Here is a 23,494-nt window from a genome sequence, read left to right on the forward strand (position 1 = left end):
TCCGTCTCCTTCGGGTGCCGGGTCCGCGTCGCGCGCCCGGCCGGCGGGGGACCGTCAGGCCCCGGGGCCGGGGACGAGGGACCGCATGAACCACTCCACGGTCCGCTTCAGGCCCTCGGCGCAGTCGACGCGCGGCTCCCAGCCCAGCTCACGGCGGGCCGTGGAGGTGTCCGGGCGGCGCTTGGCGGGGTCGTCCACGGGCCGGTCGACGAAGCGGACGGTCGACGCCGAGCCGGTGAGGCCCACGATGCGCTGCGCCAGGTCCAGCATGCTGGTCTCCTCGTCGCTGCCGATGTTCACCGGCCCGGGCAGGCCACTGGCGGCCAGCGCGAGGATGCCGTCGACCGTGTCGTCGATGTACGTCAGCGACCGGGTCTGGCTGCCGTCGCCCGCCACCGTCAGCGGCTCGCCGTCCAGGGCCTGCCGGATGAAGGTGGGCACGGCCCGGCCGTCCCCGGCCCGCATCCGCGGCCCGTACGTGTTGAACAGGCGCACGATGGCGGTGTCGGTGCCGTGGGTGCGCCGGTAGGCCGTCACCAGCGCCTCGGCGTACCGCTTCGACTCGTCGTACACGCTGCGCGGACCGATCGGGTTGACGTTGCCCCAGTACTGCTCGCGCTGCGGGTGCTCCAGCGGGTCGCCGTACACCTCGGACGTCGAGGTGAACAGGAACCGCGCGCCCTCGCGGCGGGCCAGCTCCAGGGCCGCCCGGGTGCCGCTGCTGCCCGCCTCCAGGGTCTGGATGGGCAGCCGCAGGTAGTCGGCGGGGGAGGCCGGGCAGGCGAGGTGCAGTACGAGGTCCACCGGGCCCGCGATGCCCTCCAGCAGGCCCGTCCGGGTGACGTCGGCCTGGAGGAGGACGAAGCCCGGGTGCCGCTCCAGAGGGGCGACGTTGGCGCGGGAGCCGGTCACGAGGTTGTCCACGCAGACCACCTCGCACCCCTCGGCGAGGAGCCGTTCGCACAGGTGGGATCCGACGAAGCCGGCCCCTCCCGTGATGACCGCACGGTTCCAGCGTCGTTCGTCCATGATCACACTCCTTCGCCGCTCCCGGGGGGAAGCCCGATGGAATTGGCGGCGGCCGGCCCACGTCCCGGGGAACTCCTGCCGGCCCATCGCCGGACGCCCCTGCCGGACGGGCGCTTCTTGACCACCCGTAGCCGAAACGACTCAGTGAGCAGCGTCGCACACCGCGGGGTGGCCCTCCACTCGGGACGGTCCGCCCGGGGAACGCCCGGCCGCGGCCCGGGTTTCGGTTTGCCGGGCCCGGGCACGCGGGTGAGCCTGAAGGGCACAGGACGTAGCGACGGAAGGACGTGGACGCGTGTCCGCTCACCAGGAGTCAGCAGGCCGCGGCGGCAGCCCGGCACCCCGGGACGTCAAGGACGAGCAGCTGGACCGCTTCCGCGCGGCGCCCCGCTCCGACGCGCTCACCACCGACCAGGGGGTACGCGTCGACGACACGGACAACGCGCTGCGCGCCGGCGCCCGCGGCCCCACGCTGCTGGAGGACTTCCACAACCGGGAGAAGCTCACCCACTTCGACCACGAGCGGATCCCCGAGCGCGTCGTGCACGCCCGCGGCGCCGGCGCCTACGGCTACTTCGAGACGTACGACTCGCTCGCCGACCACACCTGCGCCGACTTCCTCTCCGAGGCCGGCCGCCGCACGCCCGTCTTCGTCCGCTTCTCCACCGTGCAGGGGCCGCGCGGCTCCGCCGACACCGTGCGCGACGTGCGCGGCTTCGCCACCAAGTTCTACACCCGCGAGGGCAATTACGACCTGGTCGGCAACAACATCCCGGTGTTCTTCATCCAGGACGCCATCAAGTTCCCCGACTTCGTGCACGCGGTGAAGATGGAGCCGCACAACGAGATGCCCACCGGCGCCTCCGCGCACGACACGTTCTGGGACTTCTGCTCCCTGCAGCCGGAGTCCACGCACATGCTGATGTGGCTGATGTCCGACCGCGCGATCCCGCGCAGCTTCCGGATGATGCAGGGCTTCGGCGTGCACACCTTCCGCTTCGTCACGGCGGAGGGGCGCGGCACCTTCGTGAAGTTCCACTGGAAGCCGCTGCTGGGCGTGCACTCGCAGGTGTGGGACGAGGCGCAGATCACGGCGGGCCGCGACCCCGACTTCCACCGGCGGGACCTGTGGGAGGCCATCGAGGCCGGCGCGTACCCCGAGTGGGAACTGGGCGTGCAGCTGGTACCGGAGAAGGACGAGTTCTCCTTCGACTTCGACCTGCTGGACGCCACGAAGATCATCCCCGAGGAGCTGGTGCCGGTGCGGCCCGTGGGCCGCATGGTGCTCAACCGCAACCCGCACAACTTCTTCGCCGAGACCGAGCAGGTGGCCTTCCACACGGCCAACGTGGTGCCTGGCATCGACTTCACCAACGACCCGCTGCTCCAGGGCCGCAACTTCTCCTACCTGGACACCCAGCTGATCCGGCTGGGCGGGCCCAACTTCAGCCAGCTGCCGGTGAACCGGCCGGTGGCGGACGTGCACCACAACCACCGGGACGGCTTCGGCCAGCAGGTCATCCACCCGGGCACGAACTACTTCCCCAACTCCCTGGGCGGCGGCTGCCCGGCGCACGCCGGGGCCGGCGGCGGCCGGGGCGTCTTCCGGCACTACGCGGAGAAGGTCGACGGCGACAAGATCCGCATGCGCAGCGAGAGCTTCCAGGACCACTACAGCCAGGCCGCGATGTTCTGGAACAGCATGTCCGACTGGGAGCAGCGGCACATCGTGGAGGCGTTCCGCTTCGAGCTGGGCAAGGTGAACTCCGTCCAGGTGCGCGAACGCATGACCGGCAACCTCGCCCACGTCAACGGCGACCTGGCCGCCCTCGTCGCCGAGGGCATCGGCGTGCCCGCCCCGCAGCCGGCCGACAGCATCAGCACCGCCTCCTCGCCCGCCCTCAGCCAGGAGAACCTGCGCGGCACGCAGGGCATCCGGACCCGCAAGGTGGCCGTCCTGGCCGCCGACGGCACGGACGCCGGGCAGGTCGAGGCGGTGCGCGAGCGGCTGACCGCCAAGGGCGCGATCGTGGAAGTCCTGGCGGCCCGGGACGGCACCGTGCAGGCCGCGGGCAACGGCAACGGCACGCTGTCCGTGGACCGGGCGCTGCCCACCATGGCCTCGGTGCTCTACGACGCCGTCCTCGTCCCCGACGGCAAGGAGGCCGTGACCACGCTGGCGGCCGACCCCGCGGCCGTACGGTTCGTGGAGGAGACGTACCGGCACGGCAAGCCCGTCGCCGCGCTCGGCGAGGGCACCCGGGTGCTGACCGAGGCGAACCTGCCCGAGGCCCTGGTGCTCGGCGAGTCGGCCCCCGACTACGGCATCCTCACCGGCAACGGCACCGCCTCCCCGGCCGATCTGGCCGACGCCCTCGCCGCGGCCCTGGAGCTGCACCGCTTCCCGCACCGCCCCGGCCTGCTCGGCTGATGGCGGCCTCGGCGTCCGCCGCCGGCCGGGACACCGTCCGGGCGCTGCTGCGCACCCACGGACGGACGTACGCCGAGGAGGCGGGCATCACGGTCGCGGACAAGCCGCAGCCGCTGTACCGCCTCCTCGTCCTGGCCTGCCTGCTCAGCGCCCGGATCAGGGCGTCGGTCGCCGTGGCCACGGCCCGCGCACTGGCCGACGCGGGCCTGAAGGACCCGCGCGCCATGGTCCGGGCGAGCTGGCAGCAGCGCGTCGACGCCCTCGGCGCGGGCGGCTACCGCCGCTACGACGAACGCACCGCCACCCAGCTGGGCGACGGCGCGCAGTTGCTGCTGGACCACTACGGCGGCGACGTGCGCCGCATGCGCGAGAAGGCGGGCGGCGACGTGGCGGCGCTGCGCGAGGTGCTCCAGGAGATCCCCGGGCTGGGGCCGGCCGGCGCGGACATCTTCCTGCGCGAGGTGCAGGGCGTCTGGCCCGAGGCCCACCCGGCCTTCGACGGCAAGGCGCTGCAGGGCGCCGAACGGCTGGGCCTGCCCGCGGACCCGGAGGAACTGGCGGGGCTGACCGGCCGCGCGGATGCACCACGACTGGCCGCGGCACTGGTGCGGGCGGCGCTGGACAAGACCGTCGTCGAGGACGTGCACGGCGAGCTGGGCGAGGGGGCCGCCGGCTGACGCCGACGGCCCCCTCGCCCTGTGCCGCCGCTGCTCAGAGCCCTTCGCGCAGCGCCGGCAGCAGTTCCTCCTCGGCCCACTTCAGGTACGGCTCCTGGTGGCCGCCCCCGATCTGGACCAGGGCCACCTCCGTGAACCCCGCCTCCGTGTACGGGCGGACGGCCTCGACGAAGTCGTCCACCTTCGACCCGCAGGGGATCGACTGCGCCACGTCGTCCTTGGAGACGAACTGCGTGGCCGAGGCGAAGGCGGTGTCGTGCGGCAGCTCGGAGTTGACGGGCCAGCCCAGCCCGAACCAGCGGAACTGGTCGTGGGCCCGCTCGATCGCCGCGTCGCGGTCCGGGTCGTAGCACACCGGCAGCTGCCCCACCCGGGGCTTGCCCGCACCGCCGTGCCGGTCGAACGCCTCCAGCAGCTCCTTGCGCGGCTCTGTGGCGATCACCAGGTCGGCCAGGTGGCCGGCGAGCCTGCACGAGACGTCGCCGGAGACGGCGATGCCGATCGGCGGCACCGGATCGGGCAGGTCCCACAGCTTGGCGTGCTCGACGTCGAAGTGCGGCCCGCGGTGGTTGAGGGTCTTCCCCTCGAACAGCGCGCGGATGATCTCCACCGCCTCCTCCAGCATCTCCAGCCGGACCCCGGCGCGCGGCCAGCCGCCGCCCACCACGTGCTCGTTGAGGTTCTCGCCGGACCCCAGCCCCAGCCGGAACCGCCCCCGCGACAGCAGCTGCACGGTGGCGGCCTGCTGCGCGACCAGGGCCGGGTGGTACCGGGTGGTCGGGCAGGTCACGTACGTCATCAGGGGGATGCGGGAGGTGGCCTGCGCGGCGGCGCCGAGCACCGCCCACGCGTTGGGGGAGTGCCCCTGGGAGGCCAGCCACGGGAAGTAGTGGTCGGAGATCACGGAGAAGTCGAACCCGGCCTTCTCCGCGCCCACCACGTGGTCCACCAGCTCCCGGGGGCCGGCCTGCTCGGTCATCATCGTGTAGCCGTATCGCACCATGGCCGACGAGTTCCCCGGCGGTTGCGCGGCATGCGCCCCTCCGCCGCCGGGAGGACACTGGGAGGTGGACACCCGGGAGACGACGTCGCTGGAAGGGAGTGCGTGGCATGAGCGCCAAGGACAGGGCGAAGGCCAAGGTCCAGCAGACCAGGGGCCGGCTCAAGGAGGGCACCGGCCGGACCACCGGTGACCGGAAGATGCAGACCGAGGGCCGGATCGAGAGGGTCAAGGGCGAGCTGCACGAGGCCATGGAGAAGGTGCGGCACGGCGCCAAGCACGGGGCCAAGCACGGCGGCAGGAAGAAGCACTAGGCTGCACGCCTCCCCACCGGCCTCCCCGCACAGCCCGGAGCGCCGTCGCCGCGAGCCGGCGACGGCGCTTCTTCACGCCAATCCTGATCGCAGCCCGGAACCGCTCCGTCACGAACGGTGAGAGCGGCCGGACGGGCGCCCCCAGGCTCCGGCCTGCCCGCCCGTCCGCGCGCGTCCCCAGTGGACCGGCCCGTCACGCACCGTCACGACGTCCGGCGTCCAGAACAAGATCCTTCCCGTCGCGGCGGCCCCGCACCCTCTGCCAGGGTGCGGAGCGCCCAGCCGGTCGCGATCAAGGAGGATCGTCGTGAAGAGTCCCGTCCAGGTACGGACACGGATACGGATACGGACGCGGATACGGGTGCGCACCGCGCTCGCGGCAGGCACCGCCTGGCTCCTGGCCACCGGCCTGACGGCGGCCGGCGCGGCCCCCGCCCAGGCGGCACCCCTTCAGGCGGCACCCGCCGCCGACGCCGCGCCCCTGCTCGACGCCGGCTCCGCCGACGGCCGGCGGTTCCGCGCCACCGGGCGTCTGGTCGGCGGGGGCGGCACCACCTGCAGCGCCACCGTCGTCCATGCCGGCGGGCGGCCCGACCCCGCCGCCAAGGCGCTCGTCCTCAGCAACGGGCACTGCGCCGACGACACCATGGGCACGAACGACGTCGTCACCGACAAGGCTGCGCCCGAGGGCTGGACGTTCACCCCCGCCTTCTTCCACGACAACGTCGCCGAACAGAAGACGTTCACCATGGAGCGCGTCCTCTACGCCACCATGAAGGACATCGACGTCTCGCTGCTCCGCCTGAACGCCACCTACGGCGACCTGGCGAAGCTCGACGTCACCCCCAAGACCCTGGCCGACCGCCGGCCCGCGCCCGGCACCGCCCTGCGCGCCGTCCACGCCCCCTCCGACGGCATCGAGGACGGCCGGCGCCACCTGCGCCAGTCCCGCTGCACGGCGACCGCCGCCGTACCCGCCCTGCACGAGCACACCTGGCTGTGGAAGGACGCCACCCGCACCGACTGCCTGGGCATCAGCGGCGGCTCCTCCGGCGGCGCGGTCACCACCGCCGGGGACACCGGCCGGCTCGTCGGCATGCTCAACACCATCGCCACCCCCGGCTACCTCGGCTGCGGCCTGGGCCGGCCCTGCGAGGGCAGCGCCGAGGGCCTCGTCGTGCCCAAGGACGACACCGCCTACGTCACCCCCGTCGACGCCGTCGCCTCCTGCCTGACCGGCAGCGGGTTCGACCTGCGCCGCACCGGCTGCCGCCTCGACCGCGGCACGCAGGTGACCGTCACCCCCGACGGCCGCCAGACCCGCAGCACCACCCCCGACGGGCCCGCCCGCTGGGACGTCCGCATCACGCCCGGCCAGGGCACCCGCCCCACCTGGGTGGCCGTCAAGTCCGGGCCCTTCGGCGCCGTCGACTGCACCCGGCCCGAGGGCTACGGCACTCCCCGCCGCCTACCGGCCGCCGGCCTGGAGCACACCGCGGTGCTGCCTGCGCAGGACAACCTCCACGTGCTGTGCGTCGCGGGCGGTCCCGACGCCACCCTCCAGGGCGCCGCCTGGGCCGCCTCCCTCGCCCACCCCGCGTACGCCTACGTCCGTGTGGACAACACCCCGCCCACCGTCGCCCCCAGGATCGACGCCCAGCACTTCGGCGAGGGTGACGACGCCACCTACTGGGTGCGGCCCGTGTACGCCCCGTGGGAGCTGACCGGCTACCAGGTCAAGTACGGTCCGCGCGCCGGCACCGACTGCGCCGACCCGGCCGGCTACCGGCCGTACCTGAACATCCCCGCCTCGCTGAAGGCGTCGCAGGGCCCCTGGACGTACTGCGCCATCGGCTCCGACAATGCCGGCAACACCACCGCACCGGCCGCCTTCACGGTGCCCTCCGGCTGACCCGCCGACCGGCGCCGGCCCCCGCTCAAATACGGCCTGACCAGGGTCGATTGTCAGTGCCCGGCAGTAAAATCGTGGGTAGTTCGCCCGACGTGCGCGACCGCATCAGGAGGATGCCCATGGCCGCAGCCGCAAGCCCCCTGCCCGACCTGCCGGGCCTGCCCACTCTGCCCAAGAAGCGCCTGCCCGCCGGGCGTCCGCGCGCCTGGTACGAGTCCCACAACCGCCGGCTGAAGGCCATGCGCCTGGCCATAGCGCTGCTGCACTCCGGCGTGTACCGGGCCGAGCGGGCCACGAACCGCCGGATCCGCGAGGTCGCCGCCCAGATCGGGGTGCGCCCGCCGTCCGACCCGACCTGCCGGATGGTGCGCGTCATGATGCGCCAGGGCGCCGTGAGCGCCCGGCACCCCCGGCCGGCGGCCGGGGACGCGGGCCGCACCCAGGCGGCCTGACAGGACCTCACGGCGGCCCGGCACGCGCCGGGCCGCCGCCCGGCGCCGTTCTGAGCAACGTGACATTGTACGCTGGTCCTCCGCGGAGGCATGGAGGACAACGGCATGGGCCACCTGAAGCAGCGCACCCTCATCACCGCCCAGGAGCGGCTGCGCGACCAGGTCGCGAACGCCCTCCAGGCCGCGCTGATCTCCGGTGAACTCCGCCCCGGCGAGGTCTACTCCGCCCCCGGGCTCGCCGCGGACTTCGGCGTCTCCGCCACGCCCGTGCGCGAGGCGATGCTCGACCTGGCCCGCGAGGGCCTCGTCGAGCCGGTCCGCAACAAGGGCTTCCGGGTCACCGAGGTCAACGAGCGCGACCTCGACCAGTACACCGAGATCCGCACCCTCATCGAGGTGCCGACCGTCTGCCGGGTCACCGAGACCGCCACCGACGAGCAGCTGGAGGCCCTGCGCCCGGTCGCCGAGGAGATCGTGCGGGCCGCCCGCGACCACGACCTCACCGGCTACCTGGAGGCCGACCGCCGCTTCCACCTGACCCTGCTGGGCTACGCCGGCAACGAGCGCCTCGTCCAGACCGTCGGCGACCTGCGCAAGCGCTCCCGCCTGTACGGCCTGACCGGCCTGGACGAGCGCGGCGAGCTGCTGCCCTCCGCGCAGGAGCACCTGGAGCTGCTCGACCTCATGCTCGCCCGGGACGTCGCGGGCGTGGAGGCGTGCATGAACCGGCACCTGGGCAAGATCCGCTCGCTGTGGGCCGAGGACGCCGAGCACGCCGGGCCGGCGGAGCAGGCCGGGAACGCCGGGTACCGCACGGCGCGCATCCCCGGCGCCCGCTGACGCCCCGCCCGCCGCGCCTCACGCCCGGCCGCGCCGCAGGCCGCGCAGCGCCTTGCCCTCCGTGCTCAGGTAGCCGTGGGCGTAGTCGAACCGCGGCGTGTCGGCGAACAGCAGGTACAGCCACTTGAAGTTCTCGGCGAACACGTACGCCGGGCACAGGTCGCCCCGGGCCACCGGCCGCTGCGTCGCGTCGGTCACGACCGTGTAGCCGCCCGGCACCCGGTGGTGGGCCACCAGGCCCCGGAAATAGCGCCAGGCCGTGGTCCGGTAGAAGGGGTCGCCGGTCTGCCAGTACAGCTCGAACGCACAGTTGGCGTACTCCGGCCGCAGCTGGTTGCCGGGGTCCACCACCGCGAGCCGCCGGTGGTCGATCACCTCGGGGATCACCGGATGGCGGTCCGCCACGGCCGTCCAGGACCGGTAGTAGTCCGCGGCCAGCGCGTTGTCCCCGCCCACCGGCAGCACCGCCACCGACAGCGACGACTGGCGCCGGCCGAGGACCTCACCGGTGCGGAAGTCCACGTGCCGGAACCACAGCAGGCCGTCGGACCGCTCGGCCTGGTGCCGCACGATCGCGTCGGTCAGCAGGTGGAACCAGTCGCGGCACTCCTCGTCGCCGAACATCTCCCACGCGCCCCACAAGTACTCGTAGAACGAGTCGGCCGGCGGGTCGAAGGCAATGGCCACCCGGTCCGCCCACTGGCCGCTCTCCACGTCCAGCGCCGTCGCCAGCAGGTCCAGCCCCGACCGCCGCCGCACCGCCTCCCGCACCGCCCGCCCCGCCGCGCGCCGGTACCGCCCGTCGCCCGTCAGCTCCGACAGCACCCCGAACTCCAGCGCGTACGTGCCCACCTCCGCCAGCGGCACGATCCGCCCCGAGACCCGCCCCGTGCGCAGGTTGACGAACCGGTAGGGCATGCCGGTGGGGGAGGAGGTGAAGGCCGGCAGCAGCCGGTCCGCCAGGTCCGTGCACAGCTCCAGCAGGGTGCGCCGCCGCGTCGCCAGATAGCCCGCCAGCAACCCGCCCACCAGGCGGATCGTCGCCTCGAACACCTGGAAGTCGGCGTCGATGCCGAAGTCCAGCCGGTCCTCGATCCACTCCACGCACCGGCCGGTCTCCTCGTCCAGCCCCATCAGGTGGTGCGTGTCCAGCGCCTCCACGATCGACAGCCCCACCGGGTGCCCCGTCGCGAAGAACTCCCGGTGCCCGCCCGACACCGGCAGCACCTCGTCGTGCCCCCAGGCGGCCCGCACGTAACCGCGCCACGCGTGCAGGAACTCCTCCCGGATCTCCCGGGCCTTCTCCAGGTCCGGCTCCGGCGCCGCACGGCCCCTTCCCTCACCCGCGGGCGGCGGCACCGACGGCCGGACGGGCACCGCGGCGGCGGCCGTACCGCCCCCGCCGAACGCCCCCAGCCCGCCCGCGGCCACCAGGGCGCGCAGCAGCCGGCGACGGGTCGTCGGGGCGGCGGACGGAGTACGGATCAGCACGCGGCGGCCCTCCTGAACAGGGGCGACAAGGGCTCGGGCACGGGGACGGTGATCGCAGTATGGGGCCGCCCGCCCGGCCCGCCCGGAAGGCGCGGCGCGCCGGCCCGCCGCACCCGGCGGCCGTGCCTCGTTCGGCCGCGACCGGGTGCGCCCGCCCCCGGCCCGGCCGAGGATTGTCCCGGCGCGTGCCGGACCCGGGAGCCGGCCGGGACGCGTGCGGCGGCGAGAAGGCGAGGGTGGTGATGGACGGACCGGTGACGCTGTTCTCCGAGGGCCCCGAGGACCCCTTCTCGCTGAGCCGCTCGGCCTGGGCGGTGCTCGACGGCCACGGCACGGTCGTCGGCTGGGGCGGACGGGCGCAGGGCCTGCTGGGCCACCGGCCCGCGGACATCCTCGGACGCCCCGCCACCGACACCCTCGTCGCCCCCCAGGACCGCGAGCAGGTCCTCCGCGCCGCGCGCGCGTGCACGGAGGACCCCGGCGGGTTCGGCGTGCTGCCCGTCGTCCGCCGCGACGGCGAACGCATCCACCTGGGGCTGCGCGTCCGCCTCGTCGACCGGGGCGGCGGCCGGCGCGAGTGGTTCGTCGTCGGCGCCCCCGCCGACGAGGTCGCCCAGTGGGAGACCGACCGCTCCGTCCTCGACGGGCTGTTCCGCCGCTCCCCGATCGGCCTGGTCGTGCACGCCCCCGACCTGAGCATCCTGCGCGTCAACCGGGCCGTTGCGCACATCGGTGGCATCCGCCCCGAACAGACCCGCGGCCGGCGCGCCGGCGACTTCCTCGTCACCGAGGACGCCGAGACCGTCGAGCGGCGGCTGCGCAAGGTGCTGGACACCGGACGCCCGATGATCTTCACCGAGCAGGCCTGCCGGCTGCGCTCCGACCCCTCCCAGGAGCTCTACGTCTCCGTCTCCGCCTTCCGCATGGAGGACTCGGCGGGCAAGGTCCTCGGCGTCACCCAGCTCGTGGAGGACGTCACCGAACGGCACCGGGCCCGGCTGCGGCTCGCCCTCCTCAACGAGGCCGGCGCCCGCATCGGCACCACCCTGGACGTCCCGGCCACCGCCCGCGAACTGGCCGGCGCCGTCGTGCCCCAGCTCGCCGACTGCGCCACCGTCGACCTCCTGGAACCCGTCACCCGCGGCGAGGAACCCGGCCAGGACGGGCTGGGCCGCGTCTGCCGCACGGCGCTCGCCTCCGTCGTACCGGGCGCCGAGAACGTGCTCCACGCTGTCGGCGAGCTCGTCGACTTTCCCGACGGCTCGGCCCAGCGCCGCTGCCTGGCCGGACAGCAGTCCGTCCTCGTCTCCCGCATCGAGGGACCCGACGGCATGGCCGCCGTGGCCCAGGACCGCGCCGAGGGCGCCCGCGCCCTCGGCGTCCACTCCACGATGATGGTGCCGCTCACCGCCCGCGGCCTCGTCCTCGGCTTCCTCTCCCTGTGGCGGGCCGACCGCCCCGACGCCTTCGAGGCCGACGACCTCACCCTCGCCGAGGAGTTCGCCGCCCGCGCCGCCGTCTGCATCGACAACGCCCGCCGCTACACCCGCGAACACCAGTCGGCCCTCACCCTCCAGCGCCGGCTGCTGCCCGGCGACATCCCCCAGCTGCCCGCCGCCGAGGTCGCCCACCAGTACATCCCCGCCGGCGCCGTCGAGGGCGTGGGCGGCGACTGGTTCGACGTCATCCCCCTCTCCGGCGCCCGCGTCGCCCTCGTCGTCGGCGACGTCATCGGCCACGGCGTCGACGCCGCCGCCACCATGGGCCGGCTGCGCACCGCCGTGCACACCCTCGCCGACCTCGACCTGGAACCCGAGGAGGTGCTCTCCCACCTCGACGACCTCGTGCACCGGCTGGCCGAGGAACAGGAGGCGTACAGCGAGCAGTACTCCACCGACCAGGTGACCGGCGCCAGCTGCCTCTACGCCGTCTACGACCCCGTCACCGCCTGCCTGTGCCTGGCCCGCGCCGGCCACCCCGTGCCCATCGTCGTCACCCCCGACGGCCGGGTGACCCTCCCCGACCTGCCCGCCGGGCCCCCGCTCGGCCTGGGCGGGCTGCCCTTCGAGGCCGCCGAGGTGTGCCTGCCCGAGGGCAGCCTGCTGGCCCTCTACACCAACGGGCTGATCCAGACGCGGGGCAGCGACGTCGACGACAACCTCGCCGGGCTCGCCCGCGAGCTGGGCGTCCCGGACCGCTCCCTCGCCGACACCTCGAAGGCCGTCGTGGAGGCGCTGCTGCCCGCCCGCCCCACCGACGACGTGGCCCTGCTGCTCGCCCGTACCCGCACCCTCGGCGCCGACCGTGTGGCCAGCTGGACGCTCCCCGGCGAGCCCGGCTCCGCCGCCCGCGCCCGCGAGCTGGCCTCCCGCCAGCTGACCGACTGGCAGCTGGAGGAGATGGTCTTCAGCACCGAGCTCATCGTCAGCGAGCTCGTCACCAACGCCTACCGGTACGCGGGCGGCCCCGTCACCGTACGGCTCATCCGCGGCCCCCGGCTCATCTGCGAGGTCTCCGACCCCAGCAACACCGCGCCCCACCTGCGCCGCGCCCGCAGCACCGACGAGGGCGGCCGGGGCCTGTTCCTGGTGGCCCAGCTGACCGAGCGGTGGGGCACCCGGTACGGCCGGGAGGGCAAGACGGTGTGGACCGAGCAGCCCGTCGCGCCGGCCCTGCCCGACCTCTCCGGTCAGCTGGGGGACGAGCTCTGGGACCTCTCGGACATCTGACCCGCGGCCGGCGGGCGCGGCTCCGGCCGCCGGGGTGCGGCGGGGCGCTCCCCGCCCTTCCCCGTGCCGGCGGACGGGCCGCCGAGCAGCCCGAGCACGGCGGCGGTCCCGAGGGTCATGACAGCGGTACTGCGCATCGAAGTACCTCTAATCCGTTCATCGATCCACTGGTTGTCCGTTCATCGGCCCGGCCGCAGGGACGCTTGCCCGGCCAGGACCCGGGCAAGCGTGAAGTCGCCCGTACGGGGGCGCGGCCCGGTGCGCCGTTCCCGCGGTGTTCGGATCGCGGCGGCGGACGGCGGACGATGGCCGCACGGGCGACGACCGGAAGGACGACCGAGGGAGGAACATGAGCGCAGCACCGGAGACCACCGCACCCGGGCACCCCGGGCACCCCGTCACCCGCGCCGCCGTGGTCACCGGCGCCGACTCCGGCATCGGCCGGGCCACGGCGGTACGGCTGGCGCGCGACGGCCTGGACGTCGGCATCACCTGGCACAGCGACCGGGAGGGCGCCGAGGAGACCGCCGCAGAGGTGCGCGCCGCCGGCCGGCGGGCCGTGGTGGCCCGGCTGGACCTCACCGACCTGCCCGCCGCCGCGGACGTCGTCGACCACCTGGCGGGCGAACTCGGCCGGCTCGACGTGCTGGTCAACAACGCCGGCACCGGCACGGCCACACCATTCCTCGACCTGGACCTGGACACCGTGCGCCAGGTGCTCGACGTCGACCTCACCGGCCCGCTGCTGTGCGCCCAGCGCGCCGCCCGGCACATGATCCGGCAGGGCGGAGGCGGCCGGATCGTCAACATCACCAGCGTCCACGAGCACCAGCCGCGCGTCGGGGCCGCGCCCTACTGCGCCGCCAAGGGCGGCCTGGGCCTGCTGACCCAGGTCATGGCGCTGGAACTGGCCGAGCACGGCATCACCGTCAACGCGGTCGCGCCCGGCGAGATCGCCACCCCCATGACCGGGCAGGAGGACGTCGACGTACGCACCCGGCCCCGGCCCGGCGTACCGCTCGGCCGCCCTGGCGACGCCCGGGAGGTGGCCGCGGTCGTCGCATTCCTGTGCGGCCCGGACTCCGGCTACGTCACCGGCGCCTCGTGGGCCGTGGACGGCGGCATGCTGCGCATGGGCCCCATGGCCGGCTCGCACCTCGCCTCGGACGACTGGCGCCGGGTCTGAGCAACCGCCCCGCGTCACCTACCGAAATCGCGTTGCATCGACGCCGGGGGGCCTTTACCCTGTTCGGAGTTTCCGCCTGTGCCCGTTCCGGGGCCCGGCGCTGTGATGCGAGGTGACGACTTATCTCCCAGGCCCAGTAGCCGTCCGCAGTTCCCCACGTTCTGATCGTTCGAACGTGTCCGGGGGCGGACGTCGCGCTGGCCTGAGTTGCGTCACCCACCCCCGCATTTCCCTGTCATTTTCCGGGTGCAGCTCTGCCGACTGCCCCGGGTTTCGTGTTGTCCGGCCCCGGCGCGGCTGACGGCAGGGCTCCCCGATTCCTTGGATCAGGAGCCCCACAGTGCCTTCCCCCGCGCTCGACAACGAGCCACAGCACACCACCCGGCCCCCGTCCCACCCCGCACCCGGACCGTCGAAGACGGCTCTGGGGGCCTGGATCGCCCTCCTGGTGCTGCTGGGCGCCGAGCTGATGGACCTGCTCGACCAGTCGGTCGTCCTGACCGCCCTGCCCGCGATCCAGGAGTCGACCGGCGCCGGACCGGCCGCGGTGCAATGGCTGACCACCGGCTATTCCCTGCCCGTCGCCGTCGGGCTGGTCACCGGCGGGCGCCTCGGCGACCTCCACGGCCGGCGAAGGATGCTCCTCGTCGGCACCGTCGTGTTCACCGCGGCCTCGCTGCTGTGCGGTCTGGCCACCGGACCGGGCCTGCTGGTCGGTGCCCGCATGCTCCAGGGCGTCGCAGTGGCCTTGATGATCCCGCAGGTCCTGGCCACCCTCCACGTCACCTTCGAGGGACAGGACCGCAGCAGGGCGTTCGGTCTGTACGGGGCGGTCCTGTCCCTGTCCAGCGTCCTGGGCCCGATGATGGGCGGCCTGCTCACCGAGGCCGATCTGTTCGGGCTGTCCTGGCGGCCGATCTTCCTGGTCAACGTGCCCGTCGGCCTCGCCGTGCTCTTCCTGGGTCGCCGGTTCGTCCCCGAGTCGACCGTGAGGAAGGCCGACCGGCTCGACCTCACCGGCATGCTGCTGTCCGCACTGGCCGTCGTCCTGATCGTCTTCCCGCTCGGCGAGGGGCATCTCCATCACTGGCCGCTGTGGTGCTTCGCCATGCTCGCCGCCGGTCTGCTCGCGCTGGGCGTCTTCCTGCGTCACCAGCAGCGCAAGCAGAACAACGCCCCGCTCGTGCCCCTGTCCCTCTTCCGGGGCAGGCAGTTCTCCGGCGGCACGGCCGCGCAGCTGATGCACGGCCTGCTGTGCGGGCTGTTCTTCATGACCTGGACCCTCTACCTCCAGCGAGGACTGGGCATGAGCCCCTTCCACGCGGCCCTGGCCTTCGTGCTGCTCTCCCTCGGAGAGCTGGCCGGCGCGACGCTCGCGGCGAAGAGCGGCGGGCGCTTCGCCCGCCGCCTTCCCCAGGCCGGAGCCCTCGTCGCGGCCGCTTCGATGGCCGCCTACGGACTCCAGGCCGCCGTAGGTCAGGCAGGCCTGACCCTGCCGGCGATGACCGCTCCGGTGGTACTGATCGGGTTCGGCCTCGGCATGGTCGGCGGCCCGCTCGCCGACCTGTCGCTGGCCCGCGTCCCGCACGAGAACGCCGGAGCCGCCTCCGGTCTGTTCAACACCGCCATCCACCTGGGCATCGCCCTCGGCACCGCGCTGACCGCCCTGGTGTTCTTCGCCACCACCGGCGGTTCGCCCGACGCCGGACTCCACCGCGACGCGTTCATCACCGTGCTGTGGTGGGCCGGCAGCCTCCTCACCCTGATGTGGGCCCTGATGTTCTTCCTGCCCAAGCACACGAAGCACCAGGCCGGTTAGCCGGTTCCCCAAGGCGGCGGCACCTTCCGGTGCCGCCGCTGCTCCCCGTGGTCAGGGGAGCAGCTTCCCCCCGTCCTCCCCGACAGCCAGGTAGCAGCGGGTGACCGTGGACCCGGGCCGGGTGTGGGTGCGCACCAGGTCGCTGAGGCAGTGCACCAGCAGCAGCCCCCGCCCGCCGGGCCGGTCGGGCGGGGGCGGACGGCGGCCCGCCAGCGGATCACCGATGTGGCCGCGGTCCCGCACCTCCCACACGACGTGCCCGTCCTCCCGCCACAGGCGCAGCGTCCCGCTGCCGCCGCCGTGCACCACGCTGTTGGTGGTGAGCTCGGCGACCGCCAGCGCCAGGTCGTCGCCGCGCCCGGCGGGCAGGCCCAGGGCCAGGGCCCGCTCCAGGGCGAAGTGCCGGGCGTCGGGCAGCAGGTCCCCGTCGAAGGCGAAGGTCGCCGGGTCCGGGCCGGGCGGGTCGGCCAGGGGCAGGTTGCAGGAGGCCACGACCTGCTCCGGGGCGTAGGAGGGGCTGGGCTTCTCGGTGCCGTCCCGTACGACGACGGGGTGGGTGGCGTGCGCGTCCTCCAGGACGGCGGGCGCCAGCCGGACGTCGTAGGGGCAGAGGATGGTGACCGGGCGGCCGGCGAAGGCGTGGTTGATGAGCGCCTCGTGCTGGAGGCACGCCGGGTACTCGGTGCCGCTGCGGCCCACCCACACGGGCTCGCCGATGATGCGGGCGCGCCGGCCGCCGGCGGTGTGGGCGTCGGCGAAGGCCCGCAGGATGCGGGGGATGATGCGGCCGGGGTTGCGGCCGGCGTCCGCCATGTCGACCAGGTGCACGCGGTCGGCGTCCTCGCCCAGGGCCGCGCGGAGCAGCCGGAGGTTCTCCCCGGGCACGGCCACCGCGACGGGTTCCCCGGCGGCCAGCCCGGCGCGTACGAAGGAGGTGGTCGCGCCCAGGTACTCGTCCGCGCCGCGATAGAAGAGCGCCGGGTGCGAGAACCCCCCCGTCGCGGCCGTCGCCTCGGTCACGCCGTCACCTCTATCCCCGCCAGGTCGGACCAGAACATCTCGAGCGTCCGGCACAGCGACGGTGGCGGCCGGTGCACGATGATGCGCCGGCCGCCGTCCAGTCCCTGCGCCGTGAGCGCCAGCGCCGTGGCGCCGGCGACGTCGACGAACGTGACGCCGGACAGCTCAAGATAGACGCAGCGGGCGCTTCCCCCCAGCCCCGGCAGTGATTCCAGGGCGCCCGCCCACGTCCGGCTGGTCCGCAGGCCGATCTCGCCCCACAGCCGGAGCCCCGGGCGCCCGGCGAGCGCGCTGACACCCAGGCCGGCCGCCGGGCGGGCGGAGGTCACCGCTCGGCGAGCAGGTGCTCGCGCAGCCGGGCCAGGGTACGGGCCAGCAGCCGGGAGACGTGCATCTGGGAGATGCCCAGCTCGGCGCCGATCTGTGCCTGGGTCATCTCCTGGCCGAACCGCATGCGCAGGATCCTGCGGGTCCGTTCGTCGAGGCCGGGCAGCACCTCGGCCAGGACGTGCAGGTTCTCGACCTTCTCCAGGTTGTCGTCGACGGTGCCGACGCGTTCGGCCCAGGACCGGGTCCCGGCGGAGCGCCGGTCGGACTCGTCGGCGGGCGCGTCGAGGGAGTTGGCGCGGTAGCCGTTGCTGGCGATCTGGGCCTCGATGATCTCCTCTTCGGAGAGGTCCATCACCTCGGCCAGCTCCCGGACGCTGGGGGAGCGGCCGAGGTGCCCGGAGAGCTCGTCGGTGGCCCTGGCCAGCTCGACGCGGAGCTCCTGGAGCCGGCGCGGTACGTGCACGGCCCAGCTGGTGTCCCGGAAGAATCGTTTGATCTCGCCGGTCACATAGGGGATGGCGAAGGTGGTGAACTCCACCTCGCGGGTCAGGTCGAAGCGGTCGATCGCCTTGATCAGGCCGATCGTGCCGACCTGGACGATGTCCTCCATCTGCTCGGAGCGGGCCCGGAAGCGGCCGGCGACGAAGCGGACGAGGGACAGGTTCATCTCGATGAGCGTGTTGCGCACGTACTGGTACTCGTGGGTGCCCTCCTCGAGGGCCCCGAGCCGATCCAGGAAGATCTTGGTCAGGGACCGGGCGTCCTGCGGGTCGACACTGCCCGCGTCCTCGACGTGCGGCAGTTCGCGCACGAGGGACTCACCGGTCTCCTCCTCCGTGGCGGTCCGCCCGGCCGTGGCGGCCGGAAGCGCCGCGCTGCTCGTGGTCACGCGTACCCTCCTTCGCTCGGCTGTCACTGCGGCTTCTGCCCGGCCGACGCGATGTCATTCCACCGAAGGCGAACGGGATGACGGGTGGAGGTGAACGGCGCGACGGGCCGCCGGGTCGTGGACCCGACGGCCCGTCAGGGCGTCTCTCAGGGATGTGGCGTACCGCATCACCAGCGGTACCAGCGCCCGCGTCCGCCGCTCGGCCCCGTCGAGCGCATCACGAATCCCAGCAGCCAGATCACGAGCACGATCACCGCGACCCACCACAGCACCTTCAGGGCGAAACCGGCGCCGAACAGGATCAGCGCGAGAAGCAGAACGAGAAGAAGGGGAACCATCGTCATCGACCTCCGATCGGTCTTCACCCGTTCGTGTGCCCTGCCCGGGCCTCTTAACGCCCGCCGGGGCCCGCGGATCGAAGGCGCCGGGGCGCACCGGGGCTCACCAGGCGCGTTCGTGCGGGCACGGAGCGTGCACATGCGAGGTGGGGTGGTGTGCGTCATAGTGCCCGCCCCCGCTCTTCTCGCAGACTGAAACGGACAGATCGCGCCAAACATCGCCAAGGGTGGCCTTCACCCCGGCGGGCGCACCGGCCACAGCCGCCCCTACTCGGGCAAACATCGCGTTCACCGGGAACCGCGGGCGGATGTGGATCATCTGTACGAGTGGCGGGGCACGGAGCCCGCCCCCAGCCCCGCTGGGAAGAGCCGCCGCCCGCACCGGGCCGCGGCCGCCACGTTCTCTCTCTGCTGGAGGTCGCTCGCGTGCGCACCGGAACGGGCCGTCGTCCCGTCCTGCTGATATCCACCCTCCTCGGCTCCCTGGCCCTGGCCGCCTGCTCCGGCGGCCCGGGATCCGGCGCCGAGGCCGCGGGCCCGGAGACGAAGATCAGCGTCAGCCCCGCCGCAGCCGGCAAGGAGGCCCCGCTCGGCTCCCCGATAGCCGTCCGGGCCGAGGGCGGCAAGCTCACCGCCGTCGAGGTCAAGGACGACAAGGGACAGGCCGTGGCCGGCGAGCTGGCCGGCGACGGCACCTCCTGGACCTCCCGGGGCAAGGTCCGCCCCCAGGCCTCGTACACGGTCCGCACCAGCGCCACGTCCGACAAGGGCAAGCGGTCCTCGGCCACCACCACGTTCACCACGCAGCAGGCCCCCAAGGTCAACAAGCTCACCAACACGCCCGGCAACGGCGAGACCGTGGGCACCGGCATGCCGGTCTCCATCCTCTTCGACCACCCCGTCGACAAGGACAAGCGCGCCGAGATCGAGAAGTCGCTGAAGGTCACCACCCAGCCGGCCGTGGAGGGCGCCTGGGGCTGGGTGAAGGACTGGTCCGGCCAGGACCGCATCGACTGGCGGCCCAAGTCCTTCTGGCCCGCCGGCACCAAGGTCTCCGTCAACGGCGCGCTGGCCGGCCTCGACTCCGGCGCGGGCGGCTGGTTCGCCCGCGACTACGCCTTCTCCTTCAACATCGGCGCCGACCGCAAGGCCGTCATCGACGTGCCCGGCCACACCCTGACCATGTACGAGAACGGCAAGCCCGTCGGCTCGGTCAAGGGCTCCGCCGGCTCCCCGCAGGACCCCACCCGCGGCGGCATCCACACCGTGCGCAGCAAGAACGCCGCCGAGACCATGGACTCCGCCACCATCGGCCACGGCAACGAGTGGATGCTCGACTCGCAGTGGGTCACCCACCTCACCGCCTCCGGCACCTTCCTGCACTCCGCCCCCTGGAACCAGTCCATCGGCGTGGTCAACAACAGCCACGGCTGCTTCGGCATGACCACCGCGGACGCCAAGCGCGTCTACGACTTCCTGCCGATCGGCTCCACCGTGGAGGTGCAGGGCAGCGCCAGCACCAAGGTCACCGACGTGGGCAACGGCCTGGAGGTCTGGCAGGAGACCTGGGAGCAGTGGCAGAAGCGCAGTGCCCTGAAGTGACCCACGGGGCCGGTGCGACCGATGTGACCGGCAACCGGTGTGTTTGCCGCCGCCCGTGCGCGGTATCCGCTTGAGGCAAAGGCCCCTCCGAACAACAGGGCGAGGCCGATGACCGACAAGAAGTCCGATACCGAGAACACACCCGACGAGCCCGGCCCCACGGCACCGGAGATCCTGCGGGCCGCCCGCGACCAGTTCGCGGACCTCACCGGCCTGCTGCCCGAGGGCATCTCCCGGTTCGAGCGGACCGACGGCGGCGGCTGGGTGCTGGAGGCCGAGGTCGTGGAGCTCTCCCGGGTCCCCGAGACCATGAGCGTCATGGCGCTCTACGAGGTGACCCTCGACTCCACCGGCCTGCTCACCGGCTACCGCCGGCTGCGCCGCTACGAACGCGGCCGGACCGGCTCCCGCTGAGGCCCGGCCCCTCCCGGGGCCGGGCCCGCCCAACGAAGGGCGGGCGCGTCGGCGAGGAGAGGAAGCTCCCCGATGAGCGTTGTCCCCGCACAGGGCGGGGGTGCAGGCGGTACCAGTGGCCTGTACGACGTCCTGGAACTCGTCCTCGACCGCGGCCTGGTGATCGACGCGTTCGTCCGCGTCTCCCTGGTCGGCATCGAGATCCTGAAGATCGACGTACGTGTCGTGGTCGCCAGCGTCGACACCTACCTGCGTTTCGCCGAGGCCTGCAACCGCCTCGACCTGGAAGCCGGTCCCCACCGCAGCCCGGGCCTGCCCGACATCGTCGGCCAGATCACCGAGGACGGGGCCCGCGGCAAGACCAAGGGCGCCCTGTCGGGCGCCGCCCAGAGCGTCAAGGACGCCCTCCAGCAGGTCCGGGGCGACGGCGACAGCGCCCCCGCACGCCGTGGCACCGCCTCCCGCAAGAAGGAGGAGAGCGAGTGAGCACCTACGTCTACGGCATCGCCCGCGCCGGCGCGGACGTCCCCGAGGACCTCACGGGCATCGGCGACCCGCCCCGGCCCGTCCGCCTCGTCGGGCACGCGGGACTCGCGGCCGTGGTCAGCGACTGCCCCGAAGAACTCCGGCCCAAGCGCCGCGACCTCCTCGCCCACCAGCGCGTCCTCACCGAGGCCGGCCGGCGCACCACCGTGCTCCCCATGCGGTTCGGCAGCGTCTCCGAGGACGACGAGGCCGTCGCCGCCGTGCTGGCCGAGCACGCCGCCCACTACGAGGAGCGCCTCGACCGGCTCGCCGGCCGCGTCGAGTACAACATCAAGGCCGTGCACCACGAGGACGCGGTGCTGCACCTCGTCCTGGCCGGCAACGCCGAACTGCGCTCCCTCGCCGAGGCCAACCGGGCCGAGGGCGGCGGCAGCTACGAGCAGCGGCTCCGCTTCGGCGAACTCGTCGCCCGTGCCGTCCACGACCGCGAGGTCCAGGACGCGGACCTGGTCCGCGGCGCCCTGGCGCCGCTGGCCGAGGAGGACCGGCCCGGCCCCGAGAGCACCGGCTGGTTCCTCAACCACTCCTTCCTCCTGAAGGAGCCGGCCGCCGGCGCCCTGCTGAAGGAGGCCGACCGGCTCCAGCGCGACCACCCGCAACTGGACCTCCGCGTCCACGGACCGCTGCCCCCGTACAGCTTCACGGAATGATCGGCTTCGTCGCCTGGGTCCTGCGCCGCGTGGTCGCCGAGGCCGAACGGCTCCACTACGACCCCGCCGTCGTCCGGGCCGAGCTCGCGGCGCTGGAGGAGGACCTCACGGCCGGCCGCATCGGGGAGGAGGAGTTCTCGCGCCGCGAGGACGCCCTCCTCGACCGGCTGGAGGAGATGAGCCGACGGACCGCCGAAAGGGACGGCACCGCATGAACGCACCCCTCACACCGGCCCCGGGCGGCGGCGCCAACCTCGCGGACATCCTGGAGCGGGTGCTCGACAAGGGCGTCGTCATCGCCGGGGACATCCGCGTCGAACTGCTCGACATCGAACTCCTCACCATCAAACTGCGGCTGGTCGTCGCCTCCGTCGACAAGGCCAAGGAGATGGGCATCGACTGGTGGGAGAGCGACCCGGCCCTCTCCTCCCGCGCCCGCACCCGCGAGCTGGGCGCCGAGAACGCACGGCTCCAGGCGCGCCTGGCCGAACTCGAGAACGCCGGAGCCCGGCACGCCCCACCCGAGGACCAGGAGCCGGGGAAGGAGACCCGGTGAACACCACCGAACTGCTCTACGCCTACGCCGTCACCCAGGACGCCGGAGACCTGGGCGAGGCCCTGGAGACCGTCACCGGCGTCGCCGGCGAGCCCGTGCGCGCCGTCCGCCAGGCCGGCCTGGCCGCCCTGGCCGGGCCCGTGCCCGCGGCCGGCTTCGACGAGGCGGCCCTGCGCGCCTCCCTGGAGGACCTCGGCTGGCTGGAACGGACCGCCCGCGCCCACCAGAGAGTCGTGGACGCCGCGGCCGCCGCCGCCCCCTGCGTCCTGCCGCTGCGGCTGGCCACGGTCTACCGCGACGAGGACGGGCTGCGCCGCATGCTGACCGAGCGCGGGCAGCACCTGCGCGCCGCCCTCGGCCGGCTCGACGGCCGCTGCGAATGGGGCGTGAAGGTCTACACCCTCCCGCCCCGCGCCGCGCCCGCCGGCCCCTCCGCCGGCGCCCCGCCCGCACCCGTCCGGTCCGGCCGCGACTACCTGCGGCGGCGCGCCGCCGAACGCACCACCCGGCGCGAGGAGGAACAGCGCGTGGACGAGGCCGCACGCACCCTGCACGCCACGCTCGCCACCCTCGCCGAGGACACCCGGCTCTACCCGCCGCAGAACCCCCGGCTCTCCCGCCAGCCCGGCCGCAACGTCCTCAACGCCGCCTACCTGGTGCCCCGCGAGCAGGGCCCGCGCTTCACCGATGCCGTCGCCCGGCTGGCCGAGGCGGCCCCCGCCGACGGCGTCGGCGTCGAGCTCACCGGACCCTGGGCCCCCTACTCCTTCGTCACCCCCGCCCCGCCGTGACCCCCGACCCCGTACCGCCCGCCGGGCGGATCGCCCTGGTCGACCTCCTCGACCGGCTGCTGGCCGGCGGCGTCGTCGTCGCCGGCGACCTCACCCTGAGCATCGCCGGCGTCGACCTCGTCCGCGTCGACCTCCGCCTGCTCGTCGGCGCGGTCGCCGCCACCCTGCCGGCCGCACCGGGGAAGGAGCTCCCGCCGTGACCCGCCGCCTGGAACTCGACCAGGACACCGTCGAACGCGACCTGGTCCGCCTCGTCCTCACCGTCGTCGAACTGCTGCGGCAGCTGATGGAACGCCAGGCGCTGCGCCGCGTCGACCAGGGCGACCTCACCGAGGACGAGGAGGAGCGCATCGGCCTGACGCTGATGCTCCTCGCCCGCCGCATGGACGAGCTGTGCGCGCGCTACGGCATCGACCCCGAGGACCTCAACCTCGACCTCGGCCCCCTCGGCACCCTCCTGTGACGGCTGTGACCGCTG

Annotated in this window: 25 protein-coding genes; 18 read left to right on the plus strand and 7 right to left on the minus strand. The window is 73.8% G+C overall.

The window, feature by feature from the left end; all coding sequences use genetic code 11:
- Window positions 1-54: 54 nt before the first annotated feature.
- The gene (locus IE305_RS23190; protein ID WP_190131616.1) at window positions 55-1,029 is read right to left on the minus strand and encodes a UDP-glucuronic acid decarboxylase family protein; all 975 of its coding nucleotides are present in this window, start codon (window positions 1,027-1,029) and stop codon (window positions 55-57) included.
- Between the two features lie 295 nt (window positions 1,030-1,324).
- On the opposite strand from IE305_RS23190, the gene IE305_RS23195 reads away from it, so the two are divergent.
- Together IE305_RS23195 and IE305_RS23200 are read left to right on the plus strand one after the other, a co-directional pair.
- A complete protein-coding gene (locus IE305_RS23195; protein WP_190131617.1) occupies window positions 1,325-3,460 on the plus strand; it encodes a catalase in 2,136 nt (711 codons plus the stop codon).
- On the plus strand, window positions 3,460-4,137 hold the full coding sequence (locus IE305_RS23200) for an HhH-GDP family DNA glycosylase (protein ID WP_190131618.1): 678 nt from the start codon (window positions 3,460-3,462) through the stop codon (window positions 4,135-4,137). The genes IE305_RS23195 and IE305_RS23200 overlap by 1 nt, the downstream gene beginning before the upstream one ends.
- A gap of 34 nt (window positions 4,138-4,171) precedes the next feature.
- On the opposite strand, the gene IE305_RS23205 is transcribed toward IE305_RS23200, so the two are convergent.
- Window positions 4,172-5,140 carry an LLM class F420-dependent oxidoreductase gene (locus IE305_RS23205; protein ID WP_190131619.1) on the minus strand — a complete coding sequence of 323 codons (969 nt, stop codon included), beginning with the start codon at window positions 5,138-5,140 and terminating at the stop codon, window positions 4,172-4,174.
- Window positions 5,141-5,247: 107 nt separating this feature from the next.
- Between IE305_RS23205 and IE305_RS23210 the strand changes: the two genes are divergently transcribed.
- The 4 genes from IE305_RS23210 (at window position 5,248) to IE305_RS23225 (ending at window position 8,655) form a co-directional block, all read left to right on the plus strand.
- Complete coding sequence (locus IE305_RS23210; protein ID WP_190131620.1) at window positions 5,248-5,451, plus strand: CsbD family protein; 204 nt, start codon at window positions 5,248-5,250, stop codon at window positions 5,449-5,451.
- Between the two features lie 307 nt (window positions 5,452-5,758).
- Complete coding sequence (locus IE305_RS23215; RefSeq protein ID WP_190131621.1) at window positions 5,759-7,363, plus strand: hypothetical protein; 1,605 nt, start codon at window positions 5,759-5,761, stop codon at window positions 7,361-7,363.
- 119 nt (window positions 7,364-7,482) lie between these two features.
- Complete coding sequence (locus tag IE305_RS23220; RefSeq protein WP_190131622.1) at window positions 7,483-7,815, plus strand: hypothetical protein; 333 nt, start codon at window positions 7,483-7,485, stop codon at window positions 7,813-7,815.
- Between the two features lie 105 nt (window positions 7,816-7,920).
- The gene (locus tag IE305_RS23225) at window positions 7,921-8,655 is read left to right on the plus strand and encodes a GntR family transcriptional regulator (RefSeq protein WP_190131675.1); all 735 of its coding nucleotides are present in this window, start codon (window positions 7,921-7,923) and stop codon (window positions 8,653-8,655) included.
- A gap of 18 nt (window positions 8,656-8,673) precedes the next feature.
- On the opposite strand, the gene IE305_RS23230 is transcribed toward IE305_RS23225, so the two are convergent.
- Complete coding sequence (locus tag IE305_RS23230) at window positions 8,674-10,146, minus strand: glycoside hydrolase family 47 protein (protein ID WP_229891393.1); 1,473 nt, start codon at window positions 10,144-10,146, stop codon at window positions 8,674-8,676.
- A 242-nt stretch (window positions 10,147-10,388) separates the two neighbouring features.
- Here IE305_RS23230 and IE305_RS23235 point away from each other — a divergent pair, with 242 nt between their 5' ends.
- The 3 genes from IE305_RS23235 (at window position 10,389) to IE305_RS23245 (ending at window position 15,880) form a co-directional block, all read left to right on the plus strand.
- Window positions 10,389-12,875: a SpoIIE family protein phosphatase gene (locus IE305_RS23235; RefSeq protein WP_190131677.1), complete on the plus strand. Its 2,487-nt coding sequence runs from the start codon at window positions 10,389-10,391 to the stop codon at window positions 12,873-12,875.
- Window positions 12,876-13,224: 349 nt separating this feature from the next.
- A complete protein-coding gene (locus IE305_RS23240) occupies window positions 13,225-14,061 on the plus strand; it encodes an SDR family oxidoreductase (RefSeq protein WP_190131623.1) in 837 nt (278 codons plus the stop codon).
- A gap of 340 nt (window positions 14,062-14,401) precedes the next feature.
- A complete protein-coding gene (locus IE305_RS23245) occupies window positions 14,402-15,880 on the plus strand; it encodes an MFS transporter (protein ID WP_190131624.1) in 1,479 nt (492 codons plus the stop codon).
- Between the two features lie 51 nt (window positions 15,881-15,931).
- On the opposite strand, the gene IE305_RS23250 is transcribed toward IE305_RS23245, so the two are convergent.
- From IE305_RS23250 to IE305_RS23265, 4 genes are all read right to left on the minus strand, one after another.
- Window positions 15,932-16,900 (minus strand): anti-sigma factor RsbA family regulatory protein, encoded by a 969-nt coding sequence (locus tag IE305_RS23250; RefSeq protein WP_190131625.1) that lies wholly within the window; start codon window positions 16,898-16,900, stop codon window positions 15,932-15,934.
- Window positions 16,897-17,229 carry an STAS domain-containing protein gene (locus tag IE305_RS23255; RefSeq protein ID WP_190131626.1) on the minus strand — a complete coding sequence of 111 codons (333 nt, stop codon included), beginning with the start codon at window positions 17,227-17,229 and terminating at the stop codon, window positions 16,897-16,899. The genes IE305_RS23250 and IE305_RS23255 overlap by 4 nt, the downstream gene beginning before the upstream one ends.
- Window positions 17,226-18,119 (minus strand): RNA polymerase sigma factor SigF, encoded by an 894-nt coding sequence (locus IE305_RS23260; protein WP_190131627.1) that lies wholly within the window; start codon window positions 18,117-18,119, stop codon window positions 17,226-17,228. Before IE305_RS23260 ends, IE305_RS23255 begins: the two co-directional genes overlap by 4 nt.
- Window positions 18,120-18,286: 167 nt before the next feature.
- Complete coding sequence (locus tag IE305_RS23265; protein WP_190131678.1) at window positions 18,287-18,457, minus strand: hydrophobic protein; 171 nt, start codon at window positions 18,455-18,457, stop codon at window positions 18,287-18,289.
- A gap of 426 nt (window positions 18,458-18,883) precedes the next feature.
- Here IE305_RS23265 and IE305_RS23270 point away from each other — a divergent pair, with 426 nt between their 5' ends.
- The 9 genes from IE305_RS23270 to IE305_RS23305 all read left to right on the plus strand — a co-directional run bounded on the left by IE305_RS23270 (window position 18,884) and on the right by IE305_RS23305 (window position 23,479).
- On the plus strand, window positions 18,884-20,059 hold the full coding sequence (locus tag IE305_RS23270) for a L,D-transpeptidase family protein (RefSeq protein WP_190131628.1): 1,176 nt from the start codon (window positions 18,884-18,886) through the stop codon (window positions 20,057-20,059).
- Between the two features lie 108 nt (window positions 20,060-20,167).
- The gene (gene gvpO, locus IE305_RS23275; protein ID WP_190131629.1) at window positions 20,168-20,473 is read left to right on the plus strand and encodes a gas vesicle protein GvpO; all 306 of its coding nucleotides are present in this window, start codon (window positions 20,168-20,170) and stop codon (window positions 20,471-20,473) included.
- Window positions 20,474-20,545: 72 nt separating this feature from the next.
- Entirely contained in the window at window positions 20,546-20,959 is a 414-nt protein-coding gene (locus IE305_RS23280; RefSeq protein ID WP_190131630.1) for a gas vesicle structural protein GvpA, read from the plus strand.
- Window positions 20,956-21,669: a GvpL/GvpF family gas vesicle protein gene (locus tag IE305_RS23285; protein WP_190131631.1), complete on the plus strand. Its 714-nt coding sequence runs from the start codon at window positions 20,956-20,958 to the stop codon at window positions 21,667-21,669. The genes IE305_RS23280 and IE305_RS23285 overlap by 4 nt, the downstream gene beginning before the upstream one ends.
- Window positions 21,666-21,884, plus strand: a complete 219-nt coding sequence (locus IE305_RS23290; RefSeq protein WP_190131632.1) for a gas vesicle protein GvpG — start codon at window positions 21,666-21,668, stop codon at window positions 21,882-21,884. Before IE305_RS23285 ends, IE305_RS23290 begins: the two co-directional genes overlap by 4 nt.
- The gene (locus tag IE305_RS23295; RefSeq protein WP_190131633.1) at window positions 21,881-22,225 is read left to right on the plus strand and encodes a gas vesicle protein; all 345 of its coding nucleotides are present in this window, start codon (window positions 21,881-21,883) and stop codon (window positions 22,223-22,225) included. Before IE305_RS23290 ends, IE305_RS23295 begins: the two co-directional genes overlap by 4 nt.
- Complete coding sequence (locus IE305_RS33155; protein ID WP_229891395.1) at window positions 22,222-23,016, plus strand: GvpL/GvpF family gas vesicle protein; 795 nt, start codon at window positions 22,222-22,224, stop codon at window positions 23,014-23,016. The genes IE305_RS23295 and IE305_RS33155 overlap by 4 nt, the downstream gene beginning before the upstream one ends.
- Window positions 23,013-23,216 carry a gas vesicle protein gene (locus tag IE305_RS33160; protein WP_229891397.1) on the plus strand — a complete coding sequence of 68 codons (204 nt, stop codon included), beginning with the start codon at window positions 23,013-23,015 and terminating at the stop codon, window positions 23,214-23,216. The genes IE305_RS33155 and IE305_RS33160 overlap by 4 nt, the downstream gene beginning before the upstream one ends.
- Window positions 23,213-23,479 carry a gas vesicle protein K gene (locus IE305_RS23305; RefSeq protein WP_190131634.1) on the plus strand — a complete coding sequence of 89 codons (267 nt, stop codon included), beginning with the start codon at window positions 23,213-23,215 and terminating at the stop codon, window positions 23,477-23,479. Before IE305_RS33160 ends, IE305_RS23305 begins: the two co-directional genes overlap by 4 nt.
- Window positions 23,480-23,494 lie beyond the last annotated feature (15 nt).

The organism is Streptomyces mashuensis, assembly GCF_014654785.1.
Taxonomy (GTDB): Bacteria; Actinomycetota; Actinomycetes; order Streptomycetales; family Streptomycetaceae; genus Streptomyces; species Streptomyces mashuensis.